Source organism: Paenibacillus hunanensis (assembly GCF_034055775.1).
Classification (GTDB): Bacteria; Bacillota; Bacilli; order Paenibacillales; family Paenibacillaceae; genus Saccharibacillus; species Saccharibacillus hunanensis.
Window position 1 is genome coordinate 708,360 of sequence record NZ_CP139194.1, and the last position, 14,166, is coordinate 722,525.

Sequence of the window (14,166 nt, forward strand, 5' to 3'; positions counted from 1 at the left end):
TAGGATGGTGCTGGAAAGGGGGAAGGAACGATCGGAAATGCAAATGTGATCGCAGATACAGGGCTAACTATTGTTGGCTTGCTACGCCAGCAGCTCGTGCCGGATACGGTAGCCCATCCAGAAAGTATTGGGATGGCTTCACCGCTCGAAGAAGGCGAGCTAGCGGTGAGTGTGTACCTGTACGATATTCGGCAAAGCCGGGATTATCAGACTCATGAAATGATTGTGCACAATCGCGGTACGCTGCGGTATCCACCGCTTTGTCTGGAGCTCTATTACCTGATTACGATTCATTCGCGTGCCGATCTGCCTGTGCGTGCGCTGGATAGTAATCGCATGATGGGTGGTGTGCTTCAGACGCTACATGATTATGGAAGTGTGGGTGTGGCTGAGCTGGTCGGTACACTCAAGGATAATAATGAGGAGTTGCGACTGATACTGGAGGATCTGCCATCGGAGCGTTTGAGTCAGATATTTTCCCAGAAGCCGTATCGGTTGTCGATTGCCTGTCGTGCAGGGCCGATCATGCTGGAATCACAGCGGACGAAAAAGGTGGCTCGTGTACTGGATGCGAGTCTATCAGCAGAGCATCGAAATGGAGAAGGGCTATGAGTTCATCTGGCTCGATTCGTCATCGCTGCTCGGTTGCACTGCGTCTGATCGATTCGGTTACCGGTGGAGCGCCTTCGGTAAGTGGGCTCAAGCTTAGCCTTGGTTTACTTGATGAGCTGAACCAAGCAACTTCCGCGCGTTCGTTACCACCGCTACATGGCAGAGGCTTACAGCACAAGGGAGGCGGCTACTACGCGGCTAGTGCGCTGGAGCCAGGACATTATGTACTGACCGTGGACTCACCGAATTATGTGAGAGCCCAGCTACAGTGGACACTGGAGCCACAGAGCTCCATACCATTTCAAGCGGAATTACGCTTGCTACCCTCGCCCAATTATCCATATGCGGAACGCTTAACACAGATTCGCTGTCGTTGTGTGGATGAGCAGGAACAGCCTGTTGCCGGAATAGAGCTATTACTACATGGTATACAGCCTGCGGCTGCACGTGCCAGATTACGGCGTGCCGCCGAAGCAGGAGCAACCGAGCTGTATGTACGAGCGACTGGAGTATCACCTGTCGCTGGGGAGTCATTCATGCTGTTACCGGAATCAAGTACAGATGACGATTCGGTAGCTTCGGCTCTACTGGAACGAATCGGTATAGCGACCAGAGAGGATGACGATGAGGTTCGGCTGGAGGTGTCAGGGGAGCGCTGCTGGCAGCTGGCTGAGCCCCTACAGCATAGCTATAGGGCAGGCGCTTCACTGTTGTCGCTTATTCAGGGGCAAAGTGATGCACGAGGAGAAGCATTACTCGTATTGCCTGTCATGCCGGGTGGTGTGACTGATTATCGGTTGTCGACAGGTGAAGGGGACGCGGCAGTGCAAGCTCAGTTAACTTTGAAAGAAGGTGAGGCGCTGCGGGTGGAGCTGAATATAGCAAGTGGACAGGCTCGCATTCGTAACAGGTAGTTATTGTCGCATGGATCGCCGCATATGCAGTAAGCCGTTTGCCGGATTCGGCTGATGGAGAACGTCCAAGTTCAATGATGAGAGGGGAAAAGCACCATGCCTGAATATTTATCTCCCGGAGTATATGTGGAGGAGTTTGACAGCGGCCCTGTGCCCATGCAAGGGGTAAGCACCAGCACCGCCGGCTTTCTCGGATTGGCGGAACGCGGGCCTGTAGAGGGCTTGCCTGTACTGATTACCGGCATGGCAGATTTCCAGCGTAACTTTGGTGGATATTTGTCTGACAATGCATTTGGCGTCTATCGCTATCTGGCATATGCAGTAGAGCATTTCTTTGTGAATGGCGGCTCGCGCTGCTATGTGATGCGTGTGGCTCCAGAAGGCGCTCTGCCTGCTGCGAATGTGCAGCCAGATGAAGCGGATGAGAAGAAGCCGGGACTGCGTATTGTGGCGCGCAATCCGGGACAATGGGGCAATCGGATCATCGTGACATTGCGTCCAGCGAGCAAGGCGAAGACGCAGATTCTAGAAGCGCTCGACAATAATAAATATCGGGTGAAAAGTACAGCAGGCTTCCGTGCAGGCGATGTGATTGCATTTACCGATGAGTCGAATGCGGAGGAGGAACCGAAGCGCTCATATCATCGCGTGGTCTCTTCACTCGATAATGTATTGGAGCTAGCCGATGCTATTCCTGGCGATGTCGAGGACACGAATCTCGTTCCAACCAAAACGCTATCGACACGCGAATTCAATCTTGAGGTCGCGTATGGCAGTGAAGCAGAGCTGTTCGAAAATGCGTCCCTTAATGCGGCTGCACCTAACTATATCGGCATCGTAGCCTCCCGCTCAGCGCTGATCAATGTAAGCTGGAATGAAGGCGAGCCCGATGCAGCAACGGCAGACAAGGCATTGTCGCCATTTGAGACGATTAGCGGTGCGGCAGAGGATACTGGGCGTTATCAGCTAACTTTATCCGGTGGCAGTGACGGCAGTGTGGACAGCATCACACCGGCTGATTTTATGGGCAAGGACTTAGGACCAGGTAAACGGACGGGCATCCAAGCCTTTATCGATAACGACGAGGTGAGTCTGATGGCTGTGCCGGGCATCACTGACCCGAATGTACAGCTCGCGCTGGTGGCACATTGTGAAAATGCGACGAACCGATTTGCGATTCTGGACGCACCGCGTGATAGCACGAAGGTGCCGGACATTACGGCGCATCGGAACTATTTTGATACCTCGTATGCAGCATTGTATTCCCCGTGGCTGCTCGTATTTGATCCCTTTGAAAAGCGCAGTGTAGCGATTCCACCTTCCGGCTCGATGGCAGGGATTTATGCACGCTCTGACAATACGCGTGGTGTGCACAAGGCGCCAGCGAATGAAGTGGTGCGTGGTGTAACGGGACTGTATTGCCAGTACAACACAGGTGAGCAGGATATTCTGAACCCGCGAGGGATTAACCTGATTCGCCAGTTTACCGGACAGGGCATTCGCGTCTGGGGTGCACGTACCTGCTCCTCCAATGGATTATGGAAATACATCAACGTACGGCGCCTGTTCATCTTTGTCGAGGAATCGATTCGTCGCAATACGAACTGGGTCGTATTTGAGCCAAATGATGCACCGTTGTGGGCGCGTGTACAGCGCACGATTGATTCATTCCTGACTACAGTATGGCGTGATGGTGCCCTGCAAGGCTCTAGCCCCGGCGAGGCATTCTATGTGGATATTGGCCCGAACACGATGACGCAGGATGATATCGATAATGGGCGCTTGATCTGTGTGATCGGGATTGCAGCGGTGAAGCCAGCAGAGTTTGTCATCTTCCGCATCACGCAGAAGACGGCAACCGAGTAACCGGAATCGTAAGTAGCATGGACGGCGAATATGATTTCATTTCGGGAGAGGGGATACATGTATGAGTGACCGTAAGGACCCATACCGTAATTTTAGGTTCAAGATGGAGGTCGGCAATATTACGCAAGCCGGTTTTACCGAGGTGTCCGGCTATGATGCAACCGTAGAGGTCGTAGAGTATCGCGAAGGCAATGAGGCGACCACACCCCGCAAGCTACCGGGACTGACCAAATACGGAAACATTACGCTCAAGTGGGGCGTAACCGACTCGACGGATCTGTACAAATGGCTGGAGGATTGCACGAACGGTACGATTACTCGCCAGAATGTAACGATCACTGCTATCGATGAGACGGGAGCAGACAAGGCGGCGTGGCAGATTATGCAGGCATGGCCGACCAAGTATACTGCGCCAAGCTTTAACGGCTCGGGTAAAGAGGTTGCTATTGAGACGATTGAGCTGGCACATGAGGGCATGAAGCGGACGAAGTAAGGATAAGATGGCAAGGGATGCTCTGCTCATCAGTAGAAACGGATAAAAGTGAGACGGGATGGATACTCGATTTCTCTATCCGCTTACGAACATACGGGAACGACATCGTCTATTTTCAAATACACAGTTTAACTACACATCGGCTTGATGTCAGCCGGATGAACGGACAGGCCTGGTATTAGTATTACAGCGCGCCTATCTGTTTATCCGGCGGCAACGTGCCGGAACGGGGGAACAGCAGATGTTAACAACAGAACACGCATTTGAATTGCCGCGAGGTTATATCGATCGAGAGGGGAATCTGCATCGCCGTGGTGTGATGCGTCTGGCAACAGCGAGCGATGAGATTTTGCCGATGCGTGATCCACGTGTGCAGCAGAATCCGAGCTATTTGACGATTATTTTGCTCGCTCGTGTGATTACGAAGCTGGGCGATCTGCCGATGATCGATACGCATACGATTGAAGGGCTATTTACAGCGGATCTAGCGTATTTGCAGGAATTTTACCGCAGCATTAACGAGATGCAGCTCACAACGATTCCGACCGTATGTCCACGCTGCGGACATGAGCATGAGGTGACGATGAATTTTTTGGATCAGAGTCTGGTCTGAGTCTGCAATATCCGGTGGACAAGCTGTACGAGGAAATGGGCTTTATCGCGTACTATTTCCACTGGTCGCATGAGGCGCTGATGCAGATGGAGCATCGGGAGCGTCAGCGCTGGTGCGAGGAGATCAATCGAATCAATCGGCGTCTCAATGACGATGGCTCAGAGCAGCCTGAGAATCTGTTTGATGTATTTGGAAAGGGGTGAGCAGGCTGGCAGCTTCTTCAAGCAACAAAAATATCAACAGTATCGATCCGCTCGGAGGGTTCCGTTTTCTCGTGCAGATCGATCAGCTTCAAGTCGGCGGCTTCTCCGAGATTAGTGGTTTACAGGCAGAAACCAAGTACGAGACGTACGAGGAAGGCGGGCAAAATGGCTTTGTGCACCGTTTTCCAACGCGGCGTGAATATCCGCCGCTCGTGCTCAAGCGTGGTGTACTGCTGTCGCTGGGACTGTGGGACTGGTACAACAGCTTTACAGTGGGCAAAATGACGCCGCGAGACGGCTCCATTATGATGGCGAGCGATGATTATAGTCAGCTGCTCATCTGGAACTTCATTCAGGCATACCCGGTCAAATGGATCGGGCCGCAGCTGAATGCTGGACAGGGCAGTCTGGCGGTGGAGTCGCTAGAGCTGGTGCATCAAGGGCTGTCACTTAGCCGTCGTAGCAATACGAGCCGCTAACAACAGGAAGGACAAGCATGAGTAAAGGGGCGATTCAACAATGAAATACTGGCTTTTGCGTCGTCCGTTTACTCCGGTTGCCGCCATTCCAGCGGCGACAGCATTTGCTCGTCAGTTAGCGGACAGGCATCAGCCGCGGGGAGCGATATCGGGGATCTCTGCTGCATCGCTAATCCACCGCCGTCCTGCTGCACGAGAAGCAGTGCCTCAGCAGGAGATTCATCATCACCATCATCAGCGGATCGAATGGAAGCCACTGACGAGCGTATCGATTACGCAGCCTTTACTCATTCGGAATTATTACTTCTGGCGGCTGCTTACGATGGAAGGGCGAGGTCAGCCACCTACACTACCGTGGAGTGAGTCGGAGCACAGCTTGCCGAGCATGGCGAATGGTGATACTTATCCTGCTATAAGTGGCAATGCTGGCCATCCACATCCAGCATTGCTACGAATGCTGATGTCGGGCGACACGGGGCGTTTGCCACCATCGATCTGGCTGGAAGCGCATGTGGAGCAGGAGGGTGCAGGCGAGCAGGTCGTACCGCTATCCCTACGAATGCTGGGAAGTCTGCCGCAGCTTATTTTCCGGCAGCTGTCTGGTAGTCTGGGTGGGATGCTAACGAGTGGACAAGCTAGAGATACTGCGATGATCCAGCCGTATGAATGGACGCTGGATACAAGTGCGCTTGAGCAGGGAGCTGCCTCCAGCTCATGGAGCAGTCGCAAGGTGCGAGAGCTGTCCCGCCTTGTTCCGCTGATCGAACGAAGTGGCTCGCATGGTGCGTCCATCCGTTCCGGCATGTTGTCAGAAAGGGCTGGTATTCACGCCCCCCAATTGCGATGGTTGCCCCCTGTACGACTAACGATTCCGGTACGTCGACTATCCAGTGATTCGCGTCCGGACGGTGAGCGTAATATTCGTCGGCTGTCTGATTTGTTCCACGTGTCACGCTTGAGTGAACTGGATCGCGTGCTGGGTGGCACCTATACCGTGCAGCTGATGAACGTGTTGCCGTCACCGGAGCAGACAGCAGCTGCACTGCCCTATCCGTCCTGGCAACCGCTACGGCAAGAGCCGACTCGTGATCCCGAAGACTGGCTGTATCATATTGTACGATTGTTTAACCCGCATGAGCGGCGGGCGGTTATTGAGCATAATATTCGTCGTCTGTATCAGCGTGCGGCAGAGCGATCTTTTCACCAGCAGGCAGGTCGATGGAGCCGGATGGTAATGACGGCTGTACGTCAGGAATGGCGACGGCAAAGTCCAGCTGGAGCGCCAGTAGCGGGGATGCCAGAGCAGTTGATTCGTCGGCAGGGCAATCGCTGGCTGTGGAATCAGTCTGCACTGGCAGGCGGAATGCAGTGGAGACAGGCAAGTCAGCGACTTCGAGAGTGGTGGCCGTGGCTTAACTTGCCCTGGCTACAGCCGGATAGCGGTGATGATGCGTTACGCAGGGAGTTGTATCATCCGCTGCTACTTCGTCGCTATTTGAACGAGGACGAAGCAGCTGGATCAGGCGCGGATATCGATTCGCGCTGGCTACAGGGCAATATTTATGAGACGCTTGGTCGCTACATTGAGCGCGAGACGCTACGATTATCACCTGAGCGCTTCATGATGCTGTTGCCACTGGCAGCTGCTTTACCCGGTCAGTCCCAAAGAACATCGTTACGTCAGTTCGCTCGTGAACGTACAGCGCAGCAGCTAGTATGGGGCAACGCTACAATGCCACCGCTGTTGTCGATCCCAGCGACGATGTCAGGAATATCTCGCCATAGCAGTAGTGGTGGTGCAGGCTCCATCATCAGCACACTGGTGCAGCGTATGACGGGACGCGAGCTATCGAGAGAGCTGCTGCGCACACGCTCCTTTGGCAGTGAGCTAACTACACGTCTGATCCAACAGACCCCGATGACAACGGAACGACGTAACGAAGCAGGCGATGCACAGCTTGAAGCAAGTCGCTGGCTGATGAGAGCAGTTCAAGCTGATCCGCTCAGCAGTGCAATGCCGCCTCAAGTAGAGAGCGGACGCTTACCCGAGCGTCTACTGCTCGCCTTCCGACGCAGTAATTCCCATGCAGGCACAGAATCCAGTTTAGACAATGCTTCTGCCTATGCCATCGACAATAGAGGCACGAGTACAATAGGAACGCCGTTAATGGCAGGAATGGGGCTACCGCTAAATGCGCCAGCCGAGCCTGCCATGCTGGAGTTACTACGCCGCCGCATCCAACAGTTACCACAGCAGATGCTGACAGGGGAGCAGGGGCATACGGAGCTGGCTGCTGCTACCAATGGCTCGCAGCAGGAGCCCTTTGTTCCAGAATGGCGACGCACTCGACCTGCTGTGGCACCCGCATCGATTGAAGCAGAGACGAACGGCAACGCTGGCATTAGCTCGGCTGGAACGATGACAGGTAGCCTGAACACGGTGCCGTCTGATCCGAATGCATCGCCGTCCGCAAGACAGCCGGTTCGTCTCGGACCAAACGAGATGGAGCAGATCGTGCAGCGCGTGTATCGCGAGCTACAGCGACGCTTGAAGTCCGATTATCAGCGACGTGGCATGTAAGAAGGAACGCAAGGCTGTACTGGCGTAAAGGGGGAATAACGATTGACAACGAGCAAGGCATTGATCATTCCGCAGGGGAAAACGAAAAGCAATACTGGCGATATTTTTACCGTGATGTTCAATCCATCCGAATATACGGTCGTGCAGCAGGGCAACTGGAATGCAGGTAGCAACGAGTCCAAGCCGCTTCAAACGGCTGGCAATGTATCGGGGAGTCTCAGTCTAAGCTTATTTTTCGATACATCAATGCAGGGGACTGATGTGCGTGAATACGCGGGCAAGCTACTGTCGATGGTGCAGGAGGATATGAGCAGCGCCAAGCCGCGCACGTATACCTTTGCCTGGGGAACGTTTGAGTATGAAGGACGCATGGAGATCAAGGAGCAGAAGTACACGCTCTTTATGGAAAATGGCGTGCCCCTGCGACTGCGCATGAATATTACACTATATCGCGAAAAGTCACTGGATCAGACCGTAACGGCGCAAACATTAAGCGATAGCGATCGCCAGGTGACTTCGCAGCAGGGCGAATCCTTACCCGAAACGGCGCAAAAGTTCTATGGCGATGCTTCCAAATGGCGACAAATTGCCGATGCCAGTGGCATTGATGATCCGCTCAATCCGGGGCCTGTATCGATGCTGACCGTACCGGGGAAGGGCTGAGGCAGCGATGGCAGATATTTCATTACCAACCTCCAGCGTGGACTATACGAGTCTGAGCAGCACGTACAATGATTTTGCCGCTCCGGTATTCAAAATTAGCTGTAGTGGTCAATCCTATACCCCGGCTACGCTGTCACTTCGGCAATTGACTGTCCATACCACAGTTGAGCCACTGGCGGAATATGCTTCGTTTCAGATTCAGGAGGCATTCGATCCGCAGACGAAGGAGTTTATCGTACCGGATGGCATGACGCTTGGCGGCACCATTGATATCGAGCTGGGCTATGGAACCGAGCTGAAGGCAGTATTTACCGGTTATATCACATCGATTGGCTATGAGGCTCGTGAGGATGAAGCCGCCTATGTGACAATTGGCTGTATGGATATGACCGTGCTCATGATGAAAACATATGGCGAGAAGGCATGGCAGAAAAAGAAATATAGCGATGTTGCTCGCGAAATTGCTTCCTCCTATGCAGGTAGCCTGACTGTCGATGCGACAAGCGAGACGATCGAAAATATCGCGCAGTATCGGCAGGATGATTATCACTTTTTGCAGGAGCTGGCGTTTCGCAGTAATCGAGAGCTGCTGGTCGTTGGCAAATCGGTCTATTTTCGTAAGGTAGCCGCTTCGACAACGCCCTATCTCAAGCTAGGCTGGGGCGCAGGGTTGATCGCCTTACGACTGGAGCATAATATCGCTTCGCAGTGGAGCGGGATTAAGGTGCAGAGCTGGGACCCGCTCAATCGCGAGCTGTTATCGTCCTCTACACCTACCGTGGTCAAAATCGGTGATGGCACGCAGACAGGCAGCGCGCTTATCGGAGCGCTCGGCACGTATGAGGCCTATCACGATCTGGATGGAGAAACCGTACAGGATGTGCAAAATGCTGCTGATTCGCTTATGCAGGCGCGCTCGATGGAGCTGGTTACTGGTAGTGGCGAATGTGTGGGCATACCGGGGCTTCGTGCAGGCGTGTATGTTGCGTTTACCGGGCTGGGTACACCGGTTGGGCGCACATGCTATTTGACCGGAGCGATCCATGTGCTGGATGAACAAGGCTACACGATCCAATTTGAAGTAAAGGGGAATGCAATATGATGCTGCCGGATTCGTATTATGATGCACGCCGACGTCCTGACACACGCATCTCAGGTGTAGCGATTGGTAAGGTGACGAGTAATCAGGACCCGGATAATCTGGCGCGTGTAAAGCTGATGCTGCAAATGCAGCAGGGGGAGTATGAGACCGATTGGGTGCGAGTCGCTTCATCGATGGCAGGTAGCGCGCGTGGGAGCCTGTTCGTGCCAGAGGTGGATGATGAGGTGCTGGTCGCCTTTCATCTGGGCGATATTACGCGTCCGTATGTGATCGGTCTGCTGTGGAGTAATGGAGCGAAGCCCGAGCCACCTACGGAAAAAAATACGCTCAAAAAGATGAAAACGACCGCAGGGCACCAGATTATTTTTGATGAGACGGATAATGCAGCCAAAATGACCTTTCAAAGCGCCAAGGGGCACTCACTCACGATGGATGATGGCGGTGACAAGGTGGAATTTAAGGACTCCGGCGGCACGCATAGTGTACTGCTGACAGGAGGCGGCTCCGGCTCGGTCACGATAACGAGTGGCGATACGAAGATCGTATTGAATGATCAAGGCGATATCACGCTGACGAGCAACAAATCCGTCTCCATCGAATCCACGCAAATCGCGCTCAAAGCGCAGGGAACACTCGATCTTAAATCAAGCGGCCCATTGTCTATCCAATCGGATGCAATTGTCACGCTCAAGGGAACGATGGTCAAAATCAATTAATGTGCAGAGCAGAAGCGACTCGCGTCTGCCGTTTGTGCCAGCAGGGGGAAGCAGGCAGAGACGACAGCAGGCAAGAAGGTGGACTGCACTGTATTCCATATATGAGCAGACCAGAATGTAAGCTGATCCTGGATAGCTACATCATGAAGGAGGACGAGCACAATGGCGCAGCGTTCATTTCTAGGTAGAGGCTGGAGCTTTCCGGTACAGGTTGATCCTGCAACAGGACGTATCGGCATGTCAGAGTATGGAGAAGATATTCGCGAAGCGATTCGGATTCTGATCGGCACGATGCCTGGTGAGCGTGTGATGAATCCAGAATTCGGTTGCCGGATTCGGCAGTACCAATTCGATACGCTGGATGTGACAACGATGAATCTGATGGCCAAAAGTGTACGTGAGGCGATCGCACGCTGGGAGCCGCGAGTGACCGAGGTGGAGGTGCGTGTGCATCAGGATGACCCGGAGCAGGGCACGGTACGCATTGAGGTACAGTATCGGGAGCGCGCAACGAATCATGTATCGAATCAGGTGTATCCGTTCTATCTGTATGGCGGCTAAGCAAGCAGGTACAGGGATGAGGAAGCAGAGAGGAGAATGAACGATGACCCCGCTGAATTGGGAGCAGATTGCCCGCCTTGCTTCTCCACCGCTGGATACGCGTCAGCTAGGGGACATGGTGCAGGAAATGTCAGCGCTCGTGCCCTATTACACGCCAGAATGGCGCTTCACCCCGGAGGACCCGGATGCAGGAACGGCTTTATTTTATATCGTGGCAGATATGCTACTGGAAAATTGGCGTCGGCTCAATCAAGCCCCCCTTAACAACTATTTATCATTTCTCAATCTGATCGGTGTTGAGCCAATGCCTGCGCGTGCGGCGACAACGGCGCTCACTTTTCGACTGAGTGAAGGTGCGATACGTTCGGTGCTCATTCCAGCAGGTACACCGGTGTCAGCAGCGACAGAAACTGGCGAGGTAGTGTTCGAAACGACAAGCGCGCTGCTCGTCACACCTGCCCGAATGATCGATATGTATATCGCGGATGGACGCACCGATCGCTTGATTCGGCTGGTTGATGGTCATTCCAGTGAACTGAATACGACGAGTGCCGCTATGTTAGACGCGGAGCAGGCGACTGTTGGGATCGATTCATCGTCTATAGCAGATGTTCGTCCCTCCCAGCATAATCGCTTATTCGATACAGGGCAGCGAGCCTCATTTCAACAGCATGTGCTGTATACGAACTGCCCGGAGCTGGCATATCTGAAGGGTGAGGTGCGGCTGGAATGGATACCTGAGCTGGAGCCTACCCAACTCGCTCAGGCGTGGATTCGTCTGCTAAGCCATCCACAATATGCCCGCTGGTCGTATCAGGTCGATGGCAAATGGCTGGAGTTCGACTATGTTCGTGCAGGAACGCGGCGCTTATATTTGTTCAAGGGAGCGGGCTTGATACCGGAATCTTCCATCGTGAATGGACAGGAAGGAATATGGCTGCGATGTGTGCTGTCGCTTCCGTTGACGTCAGACGAATCGGATCATGATCAAAAAAAGCTAATGGAGACGCTATCTACAGTACGATTAAGTCATGTAGCGATTTTGCCTGCGATCTCGGCGCCACCGAGTGATCATGCGGCAATCGATGCTACCTCATCGGTATTAAAGATTTTGAAAACAGGTGCAGGCATGGCGCCAGACCGTATGCTACAGGATGATCTGGAGCTGGAATCGGGGCGACAGTATCCGTTTGGAACGGTTTTTTATACGTATGGCTGCTTTTATGTGAACTCGTCGGAGGTATTCAGTCGCAAGGGAAGTGTGATTACGCTGAGCTGTCAAATGGGCTATAGTGAGCATCAGCTCGTGGCCGGCCCTGAAAATGAACCGCGCTGGCGTCCGGTAATGCGTGCGTCTGAATTTGATCCGAAGCGTCAGGATTATGCCTATATCCGTCAGGTGAGCTGGGAATACTGGAATGGACAGGCATGGGTTAGACTCGTTTCCGTTGATCCCGGTACGATGCAGTTTGTACCTTCGCCTACAGAGCTGGCAGCGATGAATCGTTCGGCGACAGTGGTGAATGGGACAATGAGTGAGACGCGCCTAACCGAGACGGAGGGACAGACGCAGACGTGGAGCTTTTACTGTCCGGAGGATCTGGAGGCTTATCCAGTCAACGGGATGGACGGGCACTGGATTCGGGCGCGTATTATCGAGCTGGATAATGCGTATGCACCGTATGTGATCTATCGCTCGCCATGGCTGGAGGATGTAACACTGGCATACGAATATCGACAGCCTATCGCTACCAGTGGCTGGATAGCACTGAATAATGGCGAATATAGCGGCTACGGCTCCAGGTATGGACGACAAGCACAATCGCCATTTATTCCACTGGAGGATGGAGGGACCGCCTGTTATCTGGCATTTGATCAGCCGCCGATCGGTGGGCCGCTATACATGTATGCAGAGCTGGAACATCAGCCGCTGAGTGGGCTTGCCGATCCTGCACGCATTGATTGGGAATACTGGCGTGATGATCATAATGGGGGCAGCTGGACGGCGCTGGAGGTGTACGATTTTACGGAAAGTATGACGGTGAGTGGTCATGTGCAGTGGGCAGGGCCACCTGACTTTGGACGAGTAAGCCGATTCGGGCGGGAGGCGTACTGGATTCGTCTGGTGGATCGCCATCGGCGCTTTGGCAGGGACGGCTTGCCATATCCACTCGTACGCAAGCTGCATTGGAATACGGTGCCTGCTGTACAGCAGCAAAGCGTACGGGAGGAAAAGCCCGATGTATTGCGTGATCGGCAGGGATTATATTTTCGGCTACTGCGTACCCCTGTTCAGGAGGAGCAGGTCTGGGTGGACGAAACGGATAACGCTGATCCGGTCAAATGGTTAACCGAGCAGCAGCAGAACCCGGATCGTCTACGCCGTGAGACATTACCGACTGGTGTAGAGCGATTATGGAGAAGATGGGAGCCGATTACCAATCTGGATCATGCTGATCCCGATGATTACTATTATCAGATTGATCGTCAGCAGGGAATCGTTCGTTTCGGCGATGGTCGTCATGGACGTATTCCTTCAGCGACCGGAATCGGGCGTGTACGGGTCGATTACCGCTTGTCCGAGGGCGAGCAGGGCAATGTGGATGAATATAGCATTACGCAGCCACGCTATGCACGGGCATTTATTCAGGAGGTATTCAATCCGGTGCCTGCAGTTGGTGGGCATGATCGGGAGACGGAAGCCGAGGCTGCGGTGCGTGGTCCAAGACAGCTTCGTCACCGTGAGCGAGCTGTAACGGCTGAGGATTATGAGCATTTAGCGCGTGCTGCGGATGCGCATGTTGCTCGCGTGCGCTGCTTCTCTGGCTATAACGGTCAGATGGAGCGCGAAGCAGGCAGTGTGACGCTGGTTGTGATGGCGCGAGATGAGGGGGCAGGCAAGCGATATTTTCCAGAGCTATCGCTACGTATCCGTCAGTACTTGCATCCACGGATGTCCGGTATGATTTTCCCGGAGCAGCTATATGTGATTGAGCCAGTACGGCTGGAGGTGGATATTGCAGCTACGATTATCGTTCGGGCACTGGAAGATCTGGTGCTAGTAGAGGAGCAATGTCAGGCGCGGTTAAGCCGTTTTCTCGATCCCGTGACGGGTAAGGCAGACGGTCAGGGCTGGCAGATTGGGGAGCAGCCATTAGCAGAAATGTTTTATCCTCTGCTGCAATCTGTACCCGGTGTGCGTTATATCCAGAAGCTTACGATGGAGATTTTTCAAATCGAACAAAGTGGGCGACGTGAACTCACACCAGAGCAAGCAGCCCGTCTTCCGCATGGTATGGTGAGCGAGGGAAAGCAGTCGCTTCAGGTACGCACGGATTGGGATTAAGCCCAATACTTGATGAC

13 protein-coding genes are annotated in these 14,166 nt (G+C 53.6%); all 13 read left to right on the top strand.

From position 1 onward, the window contains the following. The first annotated feature begins 45 nt into the window (after nucleotides 1-45). Nucleotides 46-612, top strand: coding sequence for a Pvc16 family protein (locus SK066_RS02785; protein WP_320543562.1), 567 nt, complete (start codon nucleotides 46-48; stop codon nucleotides 610-612). After that, on the top strand, nucleotides 609-1,526 hold the full coding sequence (locus tag SK066_RS02790; protein ID WP_320543563.1) for a hypothetical protein: 918 nt from the start codon (nucleotides 609-611) through the stop codon (nucleotides 1,524-1,526). The genes SK066_RS02785 and SK066_RS02790 overlap by 4 nt, the downstream gene beginning before the upstream one ends. Nucleotides 1,527-1,622: 96 nt before the next feature. After that, nucleotides 1,623-3,392 carry a phage tail sheath family protein gene (locus SK066_RS02795; RefSeq protein ID WP_320543564.1) on the top strand — a complete coding sequence of 590 codons (1,770 nt, stop codon included), beginning with the start codon at nucleotides 1,623-1,625 and terminating at the stop codon, nucleotides 3,390-3,392. Nucleotides 3,393-3,453: 61 nt separating this feature from the next. After that, nucleotides 3,454-3,885, top strand: coding sequence for a phage tail protein (locus SK066_RS02800; protein ID WP_250344477.1), 432 nt, complete (start codon nucleotides 3,454-3,456; stop codon nucleotides 3,883-3,885). A 241-nt stretch (nucleotides 3,886-4,126) separates the two neighbouring features. Continuing rightward, a complete protein-coding gene (locus tag SK066_RS02805) occupies nucleotides 4,127-4,498 on the top strand; it encodes a phage tail assembly protein (RefSeq protein WP_250344478.1) in 372 nt (123 codons plus the stop codon). A 14-nt stretch (nucleotides 4,499-4,512) separates the two neighbouring features. Next, nucleotides 4,513-4,701: a DUF6760 family protein gene (locus tag SK066_RS02810; RefSeq protein ID WP_250344479.1), complete on the top strand. Its 189-nt coding sequence runs from the start codon at nucleotides 4,513-4,515 to the stop codon at nucleotides 4,699-4,701. Further along, nucleotides 4,698-5,180, top strand: coding sequence for a phage tail protein (locus SK066_RS02815; RefSeq protein WP_250344480.1), 483 nt, complete (start codon nucleotides 4,698-4,700; stop codon nucleotides 5,178-5,180). The genes SK066_RS02810 and SK066_RS02815 overlap by 4 nt, the downstream gene beginning before the upstream one ends. Nucleotides 5,181-5,220: 40 nt before the next feature. Next, nucleotides 5,221-7,761, top strand: coding sequence for a hypothetical protein (locus SK066_RS02820; protein ID WP_320543565.1), 2,541 nt, complete (start codon nucleotides 5,221-5,223; stop codon nucleotides 7,759-7,761). 42 nt (nucleotides 7,762-7,803) lie between these two features. Continuing rightward, nucleotides 7,804-8,424, top strand: coding sequence for a CIS tube protein (locus tag SK066_RS02825; RefSeq protein WP_250344482.1), 621 nt, complete (start codon nucleotides 7,804-7,806; stop codon nucleotides 8,422-8,424). Between the two features lie 7 nt (nucleotides 8,425-8,431). Beyond that, entirely contained in the window at nucleotides 8,432-9,526 is a 1,095-nt protein-coding gene (locus tag SK066_RS02830) for a phage late control D family protein (protein ID WP_320543566.1), read from the top strand. Continuing rightward, nucleotides 9,523-10,242 (top strand): phage baseplate assembly protein V, encoded by a 720-nt coding sequence (locus SK066_RS02835; protein ID WP_320543567.1) that lies wholly within the window; start codon nucleotides 9,523-9,525, stop codon nucleotides 10,240-10,242. The genes SK066_RS02830 and SK066_RS02835 overlap by 4 nt, the downstream gene beginning before the upstream one ends. Before the next feature lie 162 nt (nucleotides 10,243-10,404). Further along, nucleotides 10,405-10,803 carry a GPW/gp25 family protein gene (locus tag SK066_RS02840; RefSeq protein ID WP_320543568.1) on the top strand — a complete coding sequence of 133 codons (399 nt, stop codon included), beginning with the start codon at nucleotides 10,405-10,407 and terminating at the stop codon, nucleotides 10,801-10,803. A 43-nt stretch (nucleotides 10,804-10,846) separates the two neighbouring features. After that, nucleotides 10,847-14,149 (top strand): putative baseplate assembly protein, encoded by a 3,303-nt coding sequence (locus SK066_RS02845; RefSeq protein WP_320543569.1) that lies wholly within the window; start codon nucleotides 10,847-10,849, stop codon nucleotides 14,147-14,149. Nucleotides 14,150-14,166 lie beyond the last annotated feature (17 nt).

Excerpts from the sequence above, each read along its gene's own strand:
- SK066_RS02820 (WP_320543565.1), top strand. The coding sequence starts at position 5,221 with ATGAAATACTGGCTTTTGCGTCGTCCGTTTACTCCGGTTGCCGCCATT.
- SK066_RS02840 (WP_320543568.1), top strand. The coding sequence starts at position 10,405 with ATGGCGCAGCGTTCATTTCTAGGTAGAGGCTGGAGCTTTCCGGTACAG.
- SK066_RS02795 (WP_320543564.1), top strand. The coding sequence starts at position 1,623 with ATGCCTGAATATTTATCTCCCGGAGTATATGTGGAGGAGTTTGACAGC.
- SK066_RS02805 (WP_250344478.1), top strand. The coding sequence starts at position 4,127 with ATGTTAACAACAGAACACGCATTTGAATTGCCGCGAGGTTATATCGAT.
- SK066_RS02790 (WP_320543563.1), top strand. The coding sequence starts at position 609 with ATGAGTTCATCTGGCTCGATTCGTCATCGCTGCTCGGTTGCACTGCGT.
- SK066_RS02845 (WP_320543569.1), top strand. The coding sequence starts at position 10,847 with ATGACCCCGCTGAATTGGGAGCAGATTGCCCGCCTTGCTTCTCCACCG.
- SK066_RS02800 (WP_250344477.1), top strand. The coding sequence starts at position 3,454 with ATGAGTGACCGTAAGGACCCATACCGTAATTTTAGGTTCAAGATGGAG.
- SK066_RS02835 (WP_320543567.1), top strand. The coding sequence starts at position 9,523 with ATGATGCTGCCGGATTCGTATTATGATGCACGCCGACGTCCTGACACA.
- SK066_RS02830 (WP_320543566.1), top strand. The coding sequence starts at position 8,432 with ATGGCAGATATTTCATTACCAACCTCCAGCGTGGACTATACGAGTCTG.